Annotated in this window: 19 protein-coding genes; 16 read left to right on the top strand and 3 right to left on the bottom strand. The window is 66.8% G+C overall.

Going from position 1 to position 19,268, the window contains the following annotated elements; genetic code table 11:
- Positions 1 to 80: 80 nt before the first annotated feature.
- The 3 genes from dapB (at position 81) to LDO22_RS21295 (ending at position 2,684) form a co-directional block, all read left to right on the top strand.
- Positions 81 to 851 (top strand): 4-hydroxy-tetrahydrodipicolinate reductase, encoded by a 771-nt coding sequence (gene dapB, locus LDO22_RS21285; RefSeq protein ID WP_224025602.1) that lies wholly within the window; start codon positions 81 to 83, stop codon positions 849 to 851.
- Between the two features lie 3 nt (positions 852 to 854).
- Positions 855 to 1,328 carry a hypothetical protein gene (locus LDO22_RS21290; RefSeq protein WP_141160970.1) on the top strand — a complete coding sequence of 158 codons (474 nt, stop codon included), beginning with the start codon at positions 855 to 857 and terminating at the stop codon, positions 1,326 to 1,328.
- A gap of 366 nt (positions 1,329 to 1,694) precedes the next feature.
- Complete coding sequence (locus tag LDO22_RS21295) at positions 1,695 to 2,684, top strand: TM2 domain-containing protein (RefSeq protein ID WP_224025603.1); 990 nt, start codon at positions 1,695 to 1,697, stop codon at positions 2,682 to 2,684.
- A gap of 121 nt (positions 2,685 to 2,805) precedes the next feature.
- Here the strand turns inward: LDO22_RS21295 and LDO22_RS21300 are convergent, their stop codons facing one another.
- Positions 2,806 to 4,041 carry a heparan-alpha-glucosaminide N-acetyltransferase domain-containing protein gene (locus tag LDO22_RS21300; protein WP_224025604.1) on the bottom strand — a complete coding sequence of 412 codons (1,236 nt, stop codon included), beginning with the start codon at positions 4,039 to 4,041 and terminating at the stop codon, positions 2,806 to 2,808.
- A 113-nt stretch (positions 4,042 to 4,154) separates the two neighbouring features.
- Here LDO22_RS21300 and LDO22_RS21305 point away from each other — a divergent pair, with 113 nt between their 5' ends.
- From LDO22_RS21305 to LDO22_RS21335, 7 genes are all read left to right on the top strand, one after another.
- Entirely contained in the window at positions 4,155 to 4,751 is a 597-nt protein-coding gene (locus LDO22_RS21305) for a hypothetical protein (RefSeq protein WP_224025605.1), read from the top strand.
- Between the two features lie 58 nt (positions 4,752 to 4,809).
- Complete coding sequence (gene dapA / locus LDO22_RS21310) at positions 4,810 to 5,718, top strand: 4-hydroxy-tetrahydrodipicolinate synthase (RefSeq protein ID WP_224025606.1); 909 nt, start codon at positions 4,810 to 4,812, stop codon at positions 5,716 to 5,718.
- Between the two features lie 40 nt (positions 5,719 to 5,758).
- The gene (locus LDO22_RS21315; RefSeq protein WP_159632332.1) at positions 5,759 to 7,450 is read left to right on the top strand and encodes a ribonuclease J; all 1,692 of its coding nucleotides are present in this window, start codon (positions 5,759 to 5,761) and stop codon (positions 7,448 to 7,450) included.
- Between the two features lie 160 nt (positions 7,451 to 7,610).
- Positions 7,611 to 10,496: a DNA translocase FtsK gene (locus LDO22_RS21320; protein WP_224025607.1), complete on the top strand. Its 2,886-nt coding sequence runs from the start codon at positions 7,611 to 7,613 to the stop codon at positions 10,494 to 10,496.
- 17 nt (positions 10,497 to 10,513) lie between these two features.
- Entirely contained in the window at positions 10,514 to 11,158 is a 645-nt protein-coding gene (gene pgsA / locus LDO22_RS21325; protein WP_159632331.1) for a CDP-diacylglycerol--glycerol-3-phosphate 3-phosphatidyltransferase, read from the top strand.
- On the top strand, positions 11,155 to 11,634 hold the full coding sequence (locus tag LDO22_RS21330) for a nicotinamide-nucleotide amidohydrolase family protein (RefSeq protein WP_224025608.1): 480 nt from the start codon (positions 11,155 to 11,157) through the stop codon (positions 11,632 to 11,634). Before pgsA ends, LDO22_RS21330 begins: the two co-directional genes overlap by 4 nt.
- A gap of 168 nt (positions 11,635 to 11,802) precedes the next feature.
- Positions 11,803 to 12,255 (top strand): helix-turn-helix transcriptional regulator, encoded by a 453-nt coding sequence (locus LDO22_RS21335; protein WP_018771597.1) that lies wholly within the window; start codon positions 11,803 to 11,805, stop codon positions 12,253 to 12,255.
- Between the two features lie 75 nt (positions 12,256 to 12,330).
- Here the strand turns inward: LDO22_RS21335 and LDO22_RS21340 are convergent, their stop codons facing one another.
- Entirely contained in the window at positions 12,331 to 12,873 is a 543-nt protein-coding gene (locus LDO22_RS21340; RefSeq protein ID WP_159632329.1) for a MarR family transcriptional regulator, read from the bottom strand.
- 41 nt (positions 12,874 to 12,914) lie between these two features.
- On the opposite strand from LDO22_RS21340, the gene LDO22_RS21345 reads away from it, so the two are divergent.
- The 6 genes from LDO22_RS21345 (at position 12,915) to dapF (ending at position 18,491) form a co-directional block, all read left to right on the top strand.
- The gene (locus LDO22_RS21345; RefSeq protein WP_224025609.1) at positions 12,915 to 13,139 is read left to right on the top strand and encodes a DUF3046 domain-containing protein; all 225 of its coding nucleotides are present in this window, start codon (positions 12,915 to 12,917) and stop codon (positions 13,137 to 13,139) included.
- Positions 13,140 to 13,365: 226 nt separating this feature from the next.
- The gene (gene recA / locus LDO22_RS21350; RefSeq protein WP_159635594.1) at positions 13,366 to 14,421 is read left to right on the top strand and encodes a recombinase RecA; all 1,056 of its coding nucleotides are present in this window, start codon (positions 13,366 to 13,368) and stop codon (positions 14,419 to 14,421) included.
- A 120-nt stretch (positions 14,422 to 14,541) separates the two neighbouring features.
- The gene (locus LDO22_RS21355; protein ID WP_224027303.1) at positions 14,542 to 15,042 is read left to right on the top strand and encodes a regulatory protein RecX; all 501 of its coding nucleotides are present in this window, start codon (positions 14,542 to 14,544) and stop codon (positions 15,040 to 15,042) included.
- A gap of 3 nt (positions 15,043 to 15,045) precedes the next feature.
- Positions 15,046 to 16,602: a tRNA (N6-isopentenyl adenosine(37)-C2)-methylthiotransferase MiaB gene (miaB, locus tag LDO22_RS21360; protein WP_224025610.1), complete on the top strand. Its 1,557-nt coding sequence runs from the start codon at positions 15,046 to 15,048 to the stop codon at positions 16,600 to 16,602.
- Positions 16,603 to 16,605: 3 nt separating this feature from the next.
- Entirely contained in the window at positions 16,606 to 17,502 is an 897-nt protein-coding gene (gene miaA, locus LDO22_RS21365) for a tRNA (adenosine(37)-N6)-dimethylallyltransferase MiaA (protein WP_224025611.1), read from the top strand.
- 44 nt (positions 17,503 to 17,546) lie between these two features.
- Positions 17,547 to 18,491 carry a diaminopimelate epimerase gene (gene dapF, locus LDO22_RS21370; RefSeq protein WP_224025612.1) on the top strand — a complete coding sequence of 315 codons (945 nt, stop codon included), beginning with the start codon at positions 17,547 to 17,549 and terminating at the stop codon, positions 18,489 to 18,491.
- Here dapF and LDO22_RS21375 read toward each other — a convergent pair.
- Complete coding sequence (locus LDO22_RS21375) at positions 18,463 to 19,086, bottom strand: methyltransferase (RefSeq protein WP_159632324.1); 624 nt, start codon at positions 19,084 to 19,086, stop codon at positions 18,463 to 18,465. The two genes, dapF and LDO22_RS21375, sit on opposite strands and share 29 nt — an antisense overlap.
- Positions 19,087 to 19,268: the final 182 nt, after the last annotated feature.

The raw sequence follows: 19,268 nt of genomic DNA on the forward strand, positions 1-19,268 counted from the left end.
GCCCGGACGGCCCCCGGGTGCGAGGTAACGCACGCCATCCGGTTCCTGCCCGCACCCGTCCCGCCGGTAGGGTTAATGCCATGACCGAACAACACTCCGTTCCCAAGCTGGTGGCCGTCCTTGGTGCCAATGGACGCATGGGCGCCGAGGCCGTCAAGGCCATCGACGCCGCGCCCGACATGAAGCTCGTTGCAGCCCTGGGACGGGGTGACTCGCTGGAGCAGCTGGCAGCCTCAGGTGCCCGGTACGTGGTGGACCTGACGGTTCCCGAAAGCACCGAAGCGAACGTCCGCTTCGCCGTCGAGCACGGCATCCACGCCGTGGTGGGAACCACCGGCTGGGACACGGGGCGGCTGTCCGCCCTGGAATCCCTGCTGGCAGCGCACCCGGAGACCGGCGTTCTCATCGCCCCCAACTTCGCCCTGGGCTCGGTGCTGGCCTCTGCCTTCGCCGCGAAGGCGTCCAAATACTTCGAATCGGTGGAGATCATCGAGCTGCACCATCCGGACAAGGTGGACGCCCCTTCCGGCACCGCAGTCCGCACCGCTGAGCTGATCGCCGCCGAACGCCGGGCAGCGCAGGTGCCGCCCAGCCCGGATGCCACCACCAGTGAACGTGCCGGCGCCCGCGGCTGTGAGGTGGACGGCGTCCGGGTCCACAGTGTCCGGCTTCGCGGCCTCGTGGCACACCAGGAAGTCCTCCTGGGTGGCCCGGGCGAACAACTGACCCTCCGCCACGATTCCTTCGACCGCGCCTCGTTCATGCCCGGCGTGCTCCTGGGCCTGCGCAACGTTGCCGCACACCCGGGGCTGACCTTCGGCCTGGACGGCTACCTGGACTTGGGGCTCTAAGCCGTGAACGGGCTCCTTGCCGGCTTCCGGAAGAACCGCACCAAGATCTGGGTGGGCGCGGTGACGCTGCTGCTGGTCTTCTACCTGGTGGTGTCGTTCCAACGCTCCCTCCTGCTCCTGACGGACAGCAACCTCACGGCCAAGGCCATCGGCGCCGCCTACCTGGTGCTGCCTGTGGTGGGTGCCTGGGCCCTGATCCGCGAGCTGATGTTCGGTGCCCGCACCGAGCAGATGGCCAAGGTCCTGGAAGCCGAAGGCGGGCTGCCCGTCGATGAGCTTCCGCGCACGCCCGGCGGCCGGATCGTCCGGGCCGCGGCGGACGCTGAATTCGAAAAGTACCGGGCCGAAGCCGAGGCCGCTCCCAACGACTGGCGTTCCTGGTTCCGCCTCAGCTGCGCCTACGACGCGGCCGGAGACCGCAAACGTGCACGGGCGTCCATGCGCGACGCCGTGAAGCTCTTCACCGCCGCCTCCTGATACCGCCACGCGCCAGCCCTTCTCCCGCAGGCCCCGCGCTCCGCGGCCTCCTGCACCGTTTACTGCGATGGGCATTTCTGCCCATCGCAGTCCGCTGCCGTCCGCGGTAGGTTTATTTAGTAAAGACTCTTTAGCTTTGGGGGAAAGCATGAGGTTGGCCATGTCCATGCCACGGGCGTGGGCCAGCTGTACCCCAGGCCCTCTCCCCGGGCAGCCGCACCCATCCCTGCCACGCACCAGCGCTCCCTTGCCGCGTGCCGGGAAGCCGGAGGCTGCCTGACGCTGCACGCACCCCACCCTTGAACCCGCCCGCACACCTGCACCCGTGCACCCAAGAACCCGCACCTTTGGACAGAAGGACCATCCATGAGCCACCCGAATTTCCCCAACCCATCCCAGAGCGGGCCGTCCGCTCCGCCCATTCCGCCGGCCCCGTCCACCTTCGGCGGACCATCCACGTTTGAGGGGCACTACCCCGGAGCTCCGCAGGGGGATTACCAGCCGGGGCCCCACGGCAGCGGCCCCTACCCGGACGGTCCCCGGAAGTCGTTCATGACAACCTGGATCCTTTCGCTGCTGCTGGGTACCTTCGGCGCGGACCGCTTCTACCTTGGCAAGATCGGCTCCGGCATCGCCAAGCTCCTGACGGCCGGCGGCCTCGGCATCGTGGCCATCGTGGACCTGATCATCACCTTGACCGGAAACACCAGGGACAAGGATGGCCGCCCGCTTGAGGGCTACCCGGAGAACAAGAAGAAGGCCTGGATCATCACCGGCGTCGTCTGGCTCATCAGCATCATCACCGGAATCCTGCTGACCATCATGTCCGTCGCCATGATCGGAGCTGCCCTCGACAACCGGAAGCTCCCCGTATCTCCCGAGCTTCCGTCGGCCTCGCAGGCAGCGCCCAACCCGTCACGTGGAACAACCCCGTCGAACGGAGCCGCTCCGTCCAGTGGCGCCGACGCCGGTGCAAACTCCTTCGTCGCCACCGTGTCCGAAGGCAACACCGTCAAGATCAGCGTCCTCGATTCCATCTACACGGCCGAAATCCCGGGCATGACCTACATGCAGCCGAAGAACGGCGGTTTCCTCGCGGTCAAGGTGTCCTGGGAGACGCTGACCGGAAGCAGCTTCTCCAGCCCCTCGAATTTCAAGGTCTACGACGCCGAGGGCAAAGAGGGCGAACTGGTCTATCTTGACGATGGCATGGGCGCCCTGCCCACCGACGAGGTCGGTGCCGGCGATGTCCGCCAGGGCGTCATTGCGTTTGATGTGAAGAAGGGCCCCACCCAGGTTGTTGTCAACGATGACTTCGGCGACAAGACGGCCACCTTCACCCTGACCCCGCAGTAGCAGCCGCACTGCAGCCGGTTTCAGAACGAAACCCGCGGCCCCACTTTCCGGTGGGGGCGCGGGTTCTTTTTCATTCCAGAGCGGGGGCGAAGCCGGGCCAGACGAGGTGGATTGCCTTGGTTCAGGAGAGGGCCTTGAAGCCGCCCCGGCCCACCACGGCCGCCGCATGGCCCGCCCATTCCAGCGGGCCGCGCCAGGACAGCCGCGCAAAGACAATGCCGACAGTGATGGCAGTGGCCGCCTGGGCAAAGTACATCCCGTCCTCCGTCCAGCCGGCGGGCAGGGGTTTCAGATAGAAGCTGGACACCACCCAGACGTGCACTGTGTACAGGGTCAGCGTCATGGCGCCGGCCCCGCGCAGCGGAAGCAGCAGGTCCAGGTCCACCCACTCCGCGAGGCGACCCAGCAGCAGGCAGGCCCCAATGACCGCCGCCGCCACTGCCGAGGTGTGCAGCAGGTCAAGCGGAGTTCCCGAGTGCGGTGCGGCCGATGCCAGCCACCACCAGGAGCCCTCCTGGGGGATACCTGTCAGGTTGACCTGCAGCACGCTGCCCAGCGGATACCCCGGGGAATTGAGGACCTTTTCCAGCGCTGCCAGGCCGCCCCAGTCCTCCATGGCCGCTGCCCCCAGGGCCTTGGCTGCCACGGCCACCACCGTTCCGGCCGACAGCAGCAGTATGGGAACCAGTGCCTTGGTGAGGACCAGGCGCCCGATCACCAGCCCCACCAGCAGGTAGGACAGCCACTGGAACACAGGGTAGTAGCCGGTAAAGAACACATCCGCGAGCAGCCGGGCAGGTGTTCCGAGGTCTTCCCAGCCCGGGTTGTGGCCCAGCTTCAGGGGAGGCTCAGGGGCAAGGAGCCAGGGCCGCATGAGGTATGCCAGCACCGGCGAGGCAAGGATCCAGCCACCGGCCCAGGCGCACAGCGGCTTCACGCCAAGCCCCAGGAAGGGGAGGATGCACAGGAACAGCACGGCGTAGTGGACCAGGATAATGGCCACGTTCACCTCCAGGCCGCCCAGGGTAAGTCCGACGGCGGCAATCACCAGGGCGCGCAGCGCCACACCGCGCCGGGCGGCGGAGAGCCCGGGGCCCGCCAGCGGCTTGTCCTTCCCGGTGGACAGGGCAAGTCCCACGCCGGCCAGCACGGCGAAGAGGGCGGCGGCCCGGCCCGAGAAGGTGAGGCCAATCCAGGTTGGCGTGAGGTTTGTATTCGATTCGAACGTCGGCAGCAGGTGGGTGGCCATCATGCCCAGCAATGCCACGCCGCGGGCGGCGTCGATGCCCCGGAGGCGCCCCGGTTGTTGCCTGCCTGGGGCCTTGCTGGACCGGGTGGCCGGGCTTCGGGACGTCATGACCAGATCGTCTCACATGCTGCTCCTGGGTCGCTTGTCACAGCGGGCGCCAGCGGTGCCCGGAGCGCCAGCATCCCTTGTATTCGAATATATGTTCGAATAGCATGTCGGGTATGGAAATGACGTCGTCCGGAGCATCCGGATCCAGGGGGGGAGCGGCCGGGGGAGCCGCCCATGAAACCAGCGGGCAAGGGCGCCGGCAGCCGGAAGCCCCGCAGGGCAGTCTGCAGGCAGCCCCCGTGCGGGAGGGCAATGTGCAGGCGGGCAATGTGCAGGCGGGTCCTGCATGGGAGGGCCGTGCGCCGGCAGGCAACGCCCAGGCGGATCACGTGCAGTCCGGGAGCCTGCCGCGCCGTTACGCCCCGGACGACCTTCCGCCCGGGGATCCTGGCGCCGCGGACGGGCCACTGAAGGCGATGAGTCCCGGAGTGGTGGACTACTTGTTCCGCCAGCTTGTTTCCGGGCGGCCCGCGGAGGACGTCGCGTGGGAACGGGAAGGCATCAGCCTTGCGGCCCAGCCGGAGGGGGCAGAGCTGGCCCGCAGGCTTGCTGAAACGGATCTTGATGCCCTGACGCCCACGGAGTTGTTCCATTACGTGCGGGCGGCGCAGCGGCTCGCATCCTGGGCAGAGGGCCTTCGGCAGTCGGCGGTCGGCCGCTATTGCCATGCGGGGGCGGACGCTCCACGGCCAGGGCGTCGCCGTATTTGACGTTCGTCACGCCCGTGGCATTGTCCTAACCAGCCGGGGACAGGGTAACGTTTTTTCCATGGCTGACTCTTCCGCGCACATCCCTGCCCTCGGTACCCTCCTGACCGCCATGGTCACGCCGTTCACCAAGGACGGCGCAGTGGATTACGACCAGGCGGCAGCGCTGGCCAGCAAACTGGTCGACGACGGCTGTGACGGCCTGGTGGTCACCGGCACAACCGGCGAGACCTCCACGCTGACGGACGAAGAGAACCTCGGCATGTTCCGCGCCGTGAAGGACGCCGTGGGCGGCCGGGCGGCCATCATTGCCGGGACCGGCACCAATGACACCGCGCACTCGGTCCACCTCTCCCAGCAGGCTGCTGCCCTCGGCGTCGACGGCCTCCTCCTGGTGACCCCTTACTACAACAAGCCCAGCCAGGCCGGTGTCCGCGCCCACTTCGAGACCATCGCCTCCGCCGTGGACGTACCCGTCATGCTGTACGACATCCCCGGCCGGTCCTCGATTCCGATCGAAGCCGACACCATGATCCGGTTGGCGCAGCACCCCAACATCGTCGCCGTCAAGGACGCCAAGGCAGACCTCACCGCAGCCACCCGCGTCATGGCCGAAACGGACCTCCTGTTCTACTCGGGCGACGACGGGCTGACCCTTCCCTGGATGGCGCTGGGCGCCGTCGGCCTGGTGGGTGTCACCACCCACGTCGCCACCCGCCGCTTCCGCGAGCTCATCGACGCCGTCAACGCCAATGACCTTGGGACTGCGCGCAAGATCAACTTCGAGCTGCAGCCCGTGGTCCGCGCAACCATGACCCGTGTCCAGGGGGCCGTGGCGGCCAAACAGATTCTTAAATGGCAGGGAGTCCTGCCCAACTCGATTGTCCGTTTGCCCCTCGTGGAGCCGGACGAAACCGAGATCGAAACCATCCGCGGGGATTTGGCGGAAGCGGGGCTGGTCTTCTCCTGAGGCTAAGACCGGCACCCTTCCGCCTGGAAAGAAGTGCACTATGACCCAAACTGCCCTTACCGGCCTTGTCACCCCTCCGCGCCTGCCCCAGGGCACCCTGCGGATCGTCCCGCTTGGCGGGCTGGGGGAGATCGGCCGGAACATGGCCGTGTTCGAAATCGACGGCAAACTGCTGATCGTGGACTGCGGCGTCCTCTTTCCCGAGGAAACCCAGCCCGGCGTTGACCTGATCCTGCCGGACTTCTCGTACATCGAGGACCGGCTGGACGACGTCGTGGCCGTGATCCTCACACATGGCCACGAGGACCACATCGGCGCCGTGCCGTACCTGCTGCGCCTGCGCAACGACATCCCCCTGGTGGGCTCCCAGCTGACGCTGGCCCTGATCGAGGCGAAGCTGCAGGAGCACCGCATCCGGCCCTACACGCTGACCGTTGAAGAAGGCCAGGTGGAGAAATTCGGGCCGTTCGAATGCGAGTTCGTCGCCGTCAACCACTCCATCCCGGATGCCCTTGCCGTGTTCATCCGCACGGCCGGCGGCACGGTCCTGCACACCGGTGACTTCAAGATGGACCAGCTGCCGCTGGACGGACGCATCACCGACCTGCGCCACTTCGCCAAGCTGGGCGAGGAGGGCGTTGACCTCTTCATGTCCGACTCCACCAACGCCGACGTGCCCGGATTCACCACGGCCGAGAAGGAAATCGGCCCCACCCTGGAGCGGCTTTTCGGCCAGGCCACCAAGCGCATCATCGTGGCGTCCTTCTCCTCCCACGTCCACCGCGTGCAGCAGGTCCTTGACGCCGCTGCCAAGCACAACCGCAAGGTGGCCTTTGTGGGCCGCTCCATGGTCCGCAACATGGCCATCGCGGAGAAGCTGGGCTACCTGGACGTCCCTTCCGGGCTTATCGTCGACATCAAGAACATCGACAACCTGCCGGACAACCGCGTGGTCCTCATGTCCACCGGCTCCCAGGGCGAGCCCATGGCGGCCCTGTCCCGGATGGCAAACGGCGACCACCGCGTGGTGGTGGGCGACGGCGATACCGTCATCCTGGCCTCCAGCCTCATCCCGGGCAACGAAAATGCGGTGTTCCGGATCATCAACGGCCTCCTCAAACTCGGGGCCGACGTGATCCACAAAGGCAACGCCAAGGTCCACGTATCCGGCCACGCAGCAGCCGGGGAACTGCTCTACTGCTACAACATCCTCGAGCCGCTCAACGCCATGCCCGTGCACGGCGAGACCCGCCACCTGATCGCCAACGGCAAGATCGCCATTGAGTCGGGAGTCCCGGAAGCCAGCGTCATCCTTGCCGACAACGGCACGGTCATCGACCTCCGCGACCACCAGGCGGACATCGTGGGCCAGGTGGAGGTTGGATTCGTCTACGTTGACGGCTCCAGCGTGGGCGAAATCACCGACGCGGACCTCAAGGACCGCCGCATCCTGGGCGATGAAGGCTTCATCTCGATCATCACGGTTATCCACCGGGCCACCGGCAAGGTGGTGTCCGGGCCCGAGATCCACGCCCGCGGTGTTGCCGAGGACGATTCAGTCTTCGACGACATCATCCCCAAGATCAACGCGGCACTGGAAGAAGCAGTCCAGAACCACGCCGACCACACCAGCCACCAGCTCCAGCAGGTGGTGCGCCGCGTCGTGGGCACCTGGGTCAACCGCAAGCTGCGCCGCAAGCCCATGATCATCCCGGTGGTGCTCGAAGCCTAAGATTGGCTCCGCTGCCGCAGGGCAGGTTCGGAAGGCCCCGGTTCACCGTGAACCGGGGCCTTCCGCGTGTCCGGGCGGTGCGGCCGGCGCCCCCAACCGATGCGCTCCCCGGGCCCCGATATCCCCGGAATCACAGCATGCTTCCGGTACCGTGGCTACTATGGCCACACGTACTACTTCCGCGCCCAAAGGTACCGGCAGGGGCAGCTCCGGCAGCAAATCCGGGAGCTCCACAGCCCGCGGAACCGGCTCCACTGCCAGCAAGGCAGGGCGCGGCGGCTCATCCAGCACCGCACGCACCCGCCAGCTTCCCGCCGTCGAACACCACCAGCCGTGGCTGCTGCGCGTGGTCGGCGGGGCATGGCTGGGCATGGGCCACCTGGTGGGCGGGGGAGTGCGCCGCATCGGCCATGACGTCAGTGACCTTCCCGCCGAGGACCGCCGCGACGGCGCCGCGCTGTTCAACCTGGCGCTGGGGGTTTTCATCGCCACGTTTGCCTGGTGGGGCCTGACGGGCTGGTTCCCGGACGCCGTCTACGCCGTGGTGAACGGCACCTTCGGCTGGATCTCCCTGCTGCTTCCGCTCATGCTTTTCGTGTGCGCCTTCCGGTTGTTCCGGCAGCCCTCCGACGGCCGGGGCAACAACAGGGTGGGCATCGGCTTCCTGATCATGACGTTCGCGGGCTGCGGCCTGGCGCACATCCTGGGCGGCCAGCCCACCGTGGCCGACGGCTTCGACGGCCTCCGCAAAGCCGGCGGCATGCTTGGCTTCCTGGCCGCCACGCCGCTGGCCGCCATCCATCCCGCCGTTCCTGTGGCCCTCTATGGCCTGCTCGCTTTCGTGTCCCTGCTGATCATCACGGCCACCCCGTTCACGGCCATCCCGCGCCGCATCCGCGGAGCCTACGAGCACCTTATGGGCATCGACCTGATGGACCAGGAACGCCCCGACGTCCACGACCGCAGCTACCTGGAACGGACGGCCCCCGCCGCACCGCGCAAGAAGAAGCGCAAGCTCTTTGGCAAGGACCAGGAGTCCGAGCCGGGCCTTGAGGGCTACGTGGGCGACGAAGCGTTTGAGCACGCCGTCATTGACGACGACGAGCAGGAACCTGCCCGGCCCGCGCCGGGCGTGCGTCGGCCCACCCAGGCGGAGATCGCCGTCGAGAAGATCAAGGCCGCCCAGGGCCTGGGCGCCGGTTCGCAGGCGGCCCCGCCGGAAAACGCCACCGAGGCCATCCCCCTGGTCATCCCGGGTGCCGCGGCTCCGGGCAAGCCTGCCGCGCCCACCGTGCCCTCGAACCCGGTGGCGCCCGCGCCGCCGCCCGTTCCCATCCCGCAGCGGACCGAGCAGCTTTCACTCGCCGGCGATGTCACGTACACCCTCCCGGCCTCGGACTTCCTGACCCCCGGATCCATCCCCAAGGAGCGCACGGAAGCGAACGACGCCGTCGTCGCCGCCCTGACCGATACCTTGCAGCAGTTCAACGTTGACGCCACCGTCACCGGCTTCAGCCGCGGCCCCACCGTCACCCGGTACGAGATCGAACTTTCGCCGGGCACCAAGGTGGAGCGTGTCACCGCCCTGTCCAAGAACATCTCCTACGCCGTCGCCTCCAGCGATGTCCGCATCCTCAGCCCCATCCCGGGCAAGTCGGCCATCGGCATCGAGATCCCCAACACGGACCGCGAAACCGTCTCCCTGGGCGATGTCCTCCGCAGCCAGAACGCCCGCCGCACGGACCACCCGATGGTCATGGGCGTGGGCAAGGACGTGGAGGGCGGCTACGTGGTGGCCAACCTGGCCAAGATGCCGCACCTCCTGGTGGCTGGTGCCACCGGTGCCGGTAAGTCGTCCTTCGTGAACTCAATGATCACGTCCATCCTGATGCGTGCCACCCCGGACGAGGTCCGCATGGTCATGGTGGACCCCAAGCGTGTGGAACTGACCGCCTACGAGGGCGTTCCGCACCTGATCACTCCCATCATCACCAACCCCAAGAAGGCGGCCGAAGCGCTGCAGTGGGTGGTACGGGAAATGGACGCCCGCTACGACGACCTCGCCAACTACGGCTTCAAGCACATCGACGACTTCAACAAGGCCGTGCGCGCCGGCAAGGTCCAGCCGCCGGTCGACTCCAAACGCGTCATCCGGCCCTACCCGTACCTGCTGGTGATCGTGGACGAACTCGCCGACCTCATGATGGTGGCCCCCCGCGACGTCGAAGACTCCATCGTCCGCATCACCCAGCTGGCCCGTGCCGCCGGCATCCACCTGGTCCTGGCCACCCAGCGGCCCTCCGTCGACGTGGTCACGGGCCTCATCAAAGCCAACGTGCCCTCGCGCATGGCCTTCGCCACGTCCTCCGTCACGGACTCCCGGGTGGTCCTGGACCAGCCGGGCGCCGAGAAGCTCATCGGCCAGGGTGACGCGCTCTTCCTGCCCATGGGCGCCTCCAAGGCGATGCGTGTCCAGGGCGCCTGGGTCACGGAGTCGGAGATCCACAAAGTGGTGGAGCACGTCAAGGGACAGCTGCAGGCTGTCTACCGTGACGACGTCGCCCCTGAAGCGGAAAAGAAGCAGATCGACGACGACATCGGGGACGACCTCGAGGTGCTGCTGCAGGCCACCGAACTGGTGGTCACCACCCAATTCGGCTCCACCTCCATGCTGCAGCGCAAGCTCCGGGTCGGGTTCGCCAAGGCCGGCCGGCTCATGGACCTCCTCGAATCCAGGGGAGTGGTGGGCCCCTCGGAGGGTTCCAAGGCGCGTGACGTCCTGGTGAAGCCGGACGACCTCGCCGCCGTCCTCGCCGCGATGAAGGGCCAGGAAGCCCCTGCGGCGCCTGACTCGCAGACCGCCGCACTCAGTGACAATGCCAACGCCAACATCGCCCAGGGCGGCTACGCCGAAGACCTGGTGGCTGCGGACCTGGACCAGAGGAAGCAGAACGTCGAATACTACGACGGCTCGGATTCGGCCCCGGGCGGCTACGGCGATGACGACGACGGCTCCGAAGACGCGTGGTCCCTCACGGGACGCTAGGCCGGTAGCCTAGGAACGTGACTAGCACCGATGCCACCGCCGCCGGCCAAGGCCGAGCCGGGGTCTGGAACCTTCCCAATGTCCTGACCATGATCCGCATTGTGCTGGTCCCGTTCTTCGTGTGGTTCCTCGTCGCGGATGCGCCGGGGCTGCACAGTACCTCCGGACCGTGGCGCTGGGCGGCGGTGGCGGCGTTCGCCGTCGCCATCTACACCGACAAGCTCGACGGCGATATCGCCAGGAGCCGGAACCTCGTTACGGACTTCGGCAAGATCGCCGATCCCATCGCCGACAAGCTCCTCATCGGCTCCGCCCTGGTGATGCTGTCCCTGCTGGGCGAACTGCCCTGGTGGGCAACCCTGGTGATCCTGGTCCGGGAATGGGGCATCACTGCGCTGCGTTTCTTCGTGATCCGCTACGGCGTCATCCCCGCTTCCCGCGGCGGCAAGCTCAAGACCGTCGTGCAGACCGCAGCGATCTTCCTGTACCTGCTGCCGTTCGGGGCGTTCGCGCCGTGGATGTCCTGGGTAGCGTTTGCCGTCATGATGGCCGCCGTGGCAATCACGCTGTGGACCGGCGTTGAATACGTGATTGAAGCCATGCGCCTCCGTGCGAAGGGCAAGCGCCAGGCAGGGACCGCGGAAGGGCAGGAACAGGCATGAGCAACCTCCACCAGCTGGCCGCCCAGGCCGTCAGGCAGGCGCTCGAGTCAGGACGGACCGTTGCCACCGCGGAATCTTTGACGGCCGGAATGGTGTCCGCGGTCCTCGCCGACACGCCCGGAGCCTCCGGCATGCTCCAGGGCGGCGTGGTGGCCTACCAGAACTCCGTGAAGGACGCGGTGCTGCACGTGCCTGCCGACCTGCTGGCCCGGGCCGGCTCCGTCGACCCGGACGTCGCCCGTGCCATGGCGGCCGGGGCGCGCACCGTCCTGGGCGCCGACGTCGGGCTTTCCACCACCGGCGTCGCCGGTCCCGAGGCCCATGACGGCAAGCCCGTGGGCCGGGTTTACATTGGTATTGCCACGGCTGCCGGCACCGCCGGTTTCGAATACACCTTTGCCGGCAGCAGGCCGGACATCCGGGCCGCTGCGTGCGGCGCCGCGCTGGAAAGACTGCTTGAGGCCCTGTCCGGCTGACCTTCGCAGCCTGCGAAGTTACCGGGCGTAAAGTTGCCGGGAACAAAAGCCGGTACCGATTAGTTATTACATTGTGTCGCTTCCGGAGAGCGGAGGCGCCTAGGATGAAATGACCAAGACGGGTTCGCCGGCGGCGGACCTGACCAATGAGGGAGCAAGGCGATACAGATGGTAAAGCAGCCCGTATCCGTAAACGGCGTTGTCCGCTGGAAGGATGTGGGCCTCGCCGAACAGGCTAAGAGCGAACAGAAGGAGCGCAAGATGGTAGTACTTCGTCACGAAATCGGTGATGTCCTGCGCGATGTCCGCCAGCGTCAGGGGCGCACGCTCCGTGAAGTTTCGCACAGCGCCCGTGTCTCCCTGGGATACCTCAGCGAAGTGGAGCGCGGCCAGAAGGAAGCATCATCAGAGCTACTGTCCTCGATCTGCTCGGCACTGGATGTTCCGTTGTCAAGCATGCTCCGTGAGGTCAGCGACCGCGTGGCAGTAGCCGAAGGCGTCGCAGTTCCGGACACCGTTCCGCAGGAATTCTCCCAGCGTTACGGCCGTGACCTGGAACGCGACCTCAACACTGAACTGAACGACGAACTCTCCACGGGCCTCCTCTCCGGCGCCCGGTAAAAGCAGCCCCACCCCAGGGTGGGACGAGGAAACAGCAGGAAGCCCCCGGCCGTGCCGGGGGCTTCCTGCTGTCGCCTAGTTGTCGGATGCGTCTTCCTGCGCGGTGGACGGGTCCGCCGCTTCCCTGGCGAACCCGTCACGCTCATAGGTGGAGTTCAGCTTGGCCATGCAGCGGGCCAGCTCCTGCAGGTCCTCCACCGGCCACTCGCGCAGCCGCTCCTGGAAGACCTGGCGCCGGGCGTCCTGGACCTGGTGCATCTTCTCTTCGCCCTTCGGCGTCAGCCGGATGGACTGCGCCCGGCGGTCCAGGGGGTCCGCCTCCTTGGACACCAGGCCCAGGCTTTCCAGGAAGGCGATCTGCCGGCTGACCGACGGCTTGCCCACGCCGATGTTCATGGCAAGGTCGGTGAGCCGGATGGGTCCTTCCCGGCGGATGACCGTCAGGAGCCCATACGCGGCAGGCTCCATGTCCGGGTGAACCTCGCGCGAGAGCTGGTTGGAGATGGCCCGGGCCCGCCGCCAAAAGAGGCTGATTTGGTGTTCGACATTCTGAAGCGCGGCGTCGGCGGCATCGTTGCCTGTGTCCTGCCGCGGCGGGAGATCCGGGGAGTTGCTCATGGCAACAATTCTAGGGTCCGCAATCATGAGAGGATTTACCGATGCGAATCAGCGAGTACTGGCGTCTCATGGATGACGAGTTCGGTGCGGGGTACTCCCGCGTGCTGAGCAGTACCCTGGTCCTTGCCGGCGTAGGCGGACGCACCGCTGACCAGGCCCTGGCCGCGGGCGTTGAGCCGCGGAGGGTATGGCTTGCTGTCTGCGACGTCCAGGACGTCCCGGCGGAACGGCGGCTCGGGCGAGACATCGCCCCGCGCCGCGATTGACGGCGGCGCCCGCCTCGATGCGGGCGCCAAGGATCCTGCCGCCTGACACGCCGCAGGAACTCCACTCTTCGAATACCTGTTCGGATAACGCTATGCTTTTTCCATCGGGTTTATCCACATAGCCGTTGTCCTCCGGCCGGAATGTCAGTGGGTCCCCTTAGCGTCAGAGATGACCAATACAACGGCCGCGAAGGCCACCATCGAGAAAGCATTAGAGGTGTCAACCATGGCGGCAGCCCCGGATCGTGCAAAAGCGCTGGAAGCAGCGCTTGCCCAGATTGACAAGCAGTTCGGCAAGGGCTCGGTCATGCGCCTGGGCGACGAAGTCCGCGCTCCGATCGAAGTCATCCCCACCGGCTCCATCGCCCTGGACGTCGCCCTTGGCATTGGCGGGCTCCCGCGCGGCCGCGTCATTGAAATCTACGGTCCTGAATCCTCGGGTAAAACCACCGTGGCCCTGCACGCCGTGGCGAACGCACAGCGCGCGGGCGGGATCGCAGCGTTCATCGACGCCGAGCACGCCCTGGACCCGGACTACGCCGCCAAGCTCGGCGTGGACACGGATGCCCTCCTGGTCTCGCAGCCGGATACCGGCGAGCAGGCCCTGGAGATCATGGACATGCTGGTCGGCTCCGGCTCCCTGGACGTCATCGTCATCGACTCCGTGGCCGCCCTGGTGCCGCGCGCTGAAATCGAAGGCGACATGGGTGACAGCCACGTCGGCCTCCAGGCCCGGCTCATGAGCCAGGCACTGCGTAAGATCACCGGCCGCCTGAGCCAGACCAAGACCACCGCCATCTTCATCAACCAGCTCCGTGAAAAGATCGGCGTGTTCTTCGGTTCCCCGGAAACCACCACCGGTGGTAAGGCGCTGAAGTTCTACGCGTCGGTCCGCATCGACGTCCGTCGGATCCAGACCCTCAAGGAGGGTGCCGATTCCGTCGGCAACCGGACCAAGGCCAAGATCGTCAAGAACAAGATGGCTCCGCCTTTCAAGGTCGCCGAGTTCGACATCATCTACGGCCAGGGCATCTCCCGTGAGGGCGGCATCATCGACATGGGCGTTGAGCACGGCATCATCAAGAAGTCCGGCTCCTGGTTCACCTACGACGGTGACCAGCTGGGCCAGGGCATGGAGAACTCGCGCCGGTTCCTCCGCGACAACCCCGAGCTGGCCGCCGAGCTGGAGCGCCTCATCAAGGAGAAGCTCGGTGTCGGGGTCAAACCTGCGGAGGATGAGTCCAAGGACTCGCCAAAGCTGAAAGCTGTCGACGGGTTCTAGCCCTTGACCGGACCACGAACACGGCGGTCCCGTGCCGGCACCCCCTCAACAGGGGTGCCGGACGGGTATGCAGTCCCTGACGACCCGCAGGCCGCGGACGCCGAACCGGACCCGTTTACGGTGGCGCAGGCAATCGTGTACCGGCAGCTGACGGCGGCGCCTAAGAGCAGGCTGCAGCTTGCCCGGAAACTGGCCGAACGGAACATCCCGGAGCACGTCGCCGAGGCCGTACTGGACAAGTTCCAGGAAGTCCGGCTGATTAACGATGCAGAATTCGCTGACATGTGGGTCAGGAGCCGCGCCCAGTCCCGCAAGCTTGCCAAGGGCGCGCTGAGGCGTGAGCTCGCTGAGAAAGGCATCGACCAGGAGACAGCGGCTTCAGCGCTGGAACAACTGACTGACGCCGACGAGGAGGCCGCTGCGCGCGCCCTGGTTGAGCGCAAGCTCCGGCCCGGGACGGACCTGTCCGGTCCCGGGGAACGGGACAAAGCAGTGCGGCGCCTGGCGTCCATGCTGGCAAGAAAGGGTTACCAGCCCTCGCAGGCGTTCCGGATCGTCAACGATGTCCTCGATTCCCAGCAGGACCCCGACAGCGGGATCCTCCAAAGCCGGTACCCTTAACGGGTGAGTTTGACCATTCCTTCCCCCCAATCCGGCGCCACCCCTTCCGTCGACGCAGGGACGGTCCCGCAAACCGGAGCCCTGCCCCGCACCTACCAGGTGCGAACCTTCGGCTGCCAGATGAACGTCCACGACTCGGAACGGATGTCTGGCCTGCTCGAGGCCGCGGGCTACGTCCCGGCGGAGGGCGAGCATGCCGACGTGGTGGTGTTCAACACCTGTGCGGTCCGGGAAAACGCGGACAACAAGCTCTACGGCAACCTGGGCATCCTGGCCCCCGTGAAGGCGGCCAACCCCGGCATGCAGATCGCCGTGGGCGGTTGCCTGGCACAAAAGGACCGCGAGACGATCCTCAAGAAGGCGCCGTGGGTGGACGCAGTCTTCGGTACCCACAACGTCGGTGCCCTTCCCGCCCTCCTGGACCGGGCGCGGCACAACAACGAAGCGCAGCTGGAGATCCTGGAATCCCTGGACGTCTTCCCGTCAACGTTGCCCACCAAACGTGACTCTGTCTACTCGGGCTGGGTGTCCATCTCCGTGGGCTGCAATAACACCTGCACCTTCTGCATCGTGCCCGCCCTCCGCGGCAAGGAAAAGGACCGCCGGCCCGGAGAGATCCTCGCCGAGATCCAGGCACTCGTGGACGATGGCGCCATTGAAGTCACCCTGCTCGGCCAGAACGTCAACTCCTACGGGGTGGAATTCGGGGACCGGCAGGCATTCTCCAAGCTCCTGCGTGCCTGCGGAGAGATCGAGGGGCTCGAACGCGTCCGGTTCACCAGCCCGCACCCCGCCGCCTTCACGGATGACGTCATTGACGCCATGGCAGAGACGCCGAATGTGATGCCGCAGCTGCACATGCCGCTCCAGTCCGGGTCGGACAGCATCCTCCGGGCCATGAAGCGTTCCTACCGGTCCACCAAGTTCCTGGGCATCCTGGACAAGGTCCGCGAAAGGATCCCGCACGCCGCCATTTCCACCGACATCATCGTGGGCTTCCCGGGTGAAACGGAGGAAGACTTCCAGGCCACCCTGGACGTGGTGGAAAAGTCCCGCTTCGCCACCGCCTTCACGTTCCAGTATTCAAAGCGTCCCGGCACGCCCGCGGCCGACCTGCCCGACCAGCTCCCCAAAGCCGTGGTCCAGGAACGCTTCGAACGCCTGACCGCGCTGCAGGACCGCATCGCCGCGGAGGAAAACCGGAAGCAGCTTGGCCGCCGGCTCGAAGTCATGGTGACCGCACAGTCCGGGCGGAAGTCTGAGGAAACCCACCGGCTGTCCGGCCGGTCGCAGGACCAGCGCCTCGTCCATTTCTCGGTCCCGGAGGGTGCACCTGCCCCGAGGCCGGGGGACCTCGTCACCGTCACCATTACCGAGGCCGCGGCTTTCCACCTGGTCGCCGACCCCACGCCTGAGGACTACACCCTTCGCCGTTCACGGGCAGGGGACGCGTGGGACAGATCCCAGGCCAACTCCTGCGGCGCGCCGGTCCCCGGTTCCGGAGAGGCACGTAAGGGCGTCTCCCTCGGCATGCCCTCACTGCCGCTGCGCACCCGCTGACAGGTGGCTGCTCCGCCCGTCATCGCCGTCGTCGGTCCCACCGGCTCCGGAAAGTCCGACCTTGCCGTCAACCTTGCCCTCGAACTGGACGGCGAGGTCATTAACGCCGATGCCATGCAGTTCTACCGCGGCATGGACATCGGCACCGCCAAAATCACGGTGGCCGAGCGCAGGGGAGTGCCGCACCACCTCCTCGACATCCTGGACGTGACCCAGGAAGCCAGTGTTTCCGACTTCCAGGCCCAGGCGCGCGAAACCATCGACGACATCCATGGGCGCGGCAAGCGCGCCATCCTGGCAGGCGGCTCCGGGCTGTACGTCCGGGCCGCCCTGGACGTCCTGGAATTCCCGGGGACCGACCCTGCGCTGCGTGCCCGGCTTGAAGCGGAGCACGCGGAAGTCGGCACAGGTGAACTCCTGGCCAGGCTCGGGAGGGTGGATCCCACCTCCGCTGCCCGGGTGTCCGATGCACGGCGCATCATCCGCGCGCTGGAGGTCCACGAACTTACCGGGCGCCCCTTCAGCTCCTACATGCCGCGGAGGGAGTACCACCAGCCCGCCGTCCAGGTGGGCCTCGGCGTGGACCGCGAGGTTTTGCGGGACCGGCTGGCAGCCCGCGTGCACCGGATGGTGGACTCCGGCCTGCTGGAGGAGGTCCGGATGCTCGATGCCAACGGCCTGCGCCGCGGCAAGACCGCGTCCCGTGCCCTGGGCTATGCACAGTTCCTGCGGGTCCTCGATGGCGCCTCCACCGTCGAGGCTGCCGCGGAGGAAACCATCGTGGCCACCCGCCAGTTTGCCCGGCGCCAGTTGACCTGGTTCCGCGCCGATCCCCGCATCACGTGGCTGGACTGGCAGGATCCGGAGCTCGTTGGCAAGGCAGCGGAGTTGTGCCGGTAGCTGCGGTTTCAGGACCGGCAGCATCCGCCGCTACGCTTGGGATCATGAATGCTACCCCCGCAGAAACCATCGGGCCCGCCCTGCGCACACTGAGCGGGCTCCGCTTTTCCAAGGGGCACGGCACCGGCAACGACTTCGTCCTGGTGGCGGACCCCGAGGGGACGCACGTGATCGGTGCCGACCAGGCCGCCGCCCTGTGCGACCGGCACCGTGGCATCGGGGCCGATGGCTTGATCAGGGCCGTCCCGTCCCGCTTCCTGCCGGAGGGCCGCGAACTGCTCGTGGGCACCCCGGACGCGGAATGGTTCATGGATTACCGCAACGCCGACGGCTCCCTGTCCGAGATGTGCGGCAACGGGGTCAGGGTCTTCGTCCACTTCCTGCGGACCGAGGGCCTGATCGACCTGCCCGACGGCGGATCGCTCACCATCGGCACGCGGGGCGGTGTGAAGACCGTGGTCCGGACCGGAGACGGCTACGCGGTGGACATGGGACCCTGGGAGTTCATTTTCCCCGGGGAAGCCAGCGCCAAGGCCATGGATTCCCTTGTCACCGCCGACGGGCTGGAGGTTCCCCGGCCGGCACTCTCCGTGAGCATGGGCAACCCGCATACGGTGGTGGCCCTCGCTGAACTTGCGGAGCTCGCGGGCACCCGGCTGTTCACCGCTCCGAAGGTCGACCCGGTACCCGCGAACGGGACCAACGTGGAATTCGTGGTGCCGGCAGAACCGCTGGTCCATGACGGCGTCGGCTCCGTAACCATGCGGGTGCACGAGCGCGGCGTGGGGGAGACCCAGTCCTGCGGGACGGGCGCCTGTGCTGCCGCCGTCGCCACCAGGCATTGGGCCGGGGCGGAAGCCCCCGACGCCTGGCAGGTCCACGTTCCGGGAGGAGTGGTGGGCGTGAAGTTCTTCGCCGGCCCCGGTGGCCACGAGCATGTGGAGCTCAGCGGTCCCGCCGTCATTGTGGCGAGTGGGACGCTTTCCTGACCTTCAGGATCCGGAAGGACTTGGACGTCGATTCGCGGGTCACGGTGAAGGAACTGTCCAGTTCGGCGGCCAGCCAGCGCTGAAGGGAATCAGAGCCAAGGTTCTTCTGCACCACCAGCCACGCGGTGCCGCCCTCCGCCAGGCGCGGCAGCCACAGCTTGAGCAGGGCATGCAGTTCGTCCTTGCCGATCCTGATGGGAGGGTTGGACCAGATTGTGTCGAAGCGGATGCCGGGATCCACGGCCTGGGGCGTGCTGGCGACGACATTGGACAGTCCCAGCGCGGCGGCGTTCTCGTTGGTCAGGGTGATGCAGCGTTCGTTGACATCCACGGCGTAGACCTTTGATTCGGGGGCCAGCAGAGCCATAGTGAGCGCCACCGGACCCCAGCCGCACCCGATATCCAGGAGATTGCCCTCGGGATTCGGGGCCGGAACTTCGGCGAGGAGCACCGCGGTGCCCTTGTCGATTCCGTCGGGGCTGAAGATGCCCGTGGAGGTCTGGAGCCGTCGCGTCTCACCGGCCAATTCCACCGTCAAAGGCTTCCGGGTAAAGGGGCCGGCAGGGGACGTGCTGAAATAGTGTGCGGACTCCATAACTGGCCAGAGTAGTTCCCCCTGCAGCGTAATGGGAAACCGGCGTGAAGGCCCTCTGGTACGCTGGAAGGCATGTTCCTGATCTTCGAGTAGCCGGTACGGGCCATGCCCGTCCGCAGCCTGTCCTCCAGCGACAGTCCGTCCCGCAGCGACGCAGGTTTCCATGCCTTCCGCTTTGTGCA

Origin of the sequence: Arthrobacter sp. NicSoilC5 (assembly GCF_019977395.1) — a bacterium.
In the GTDB taxonomy this organism is placed as follows: domain Bacteria; phylum Actinomycetota; class Actinomycetes; order Actinomycetales; family Micrococcaceae; genus Arthrobacter.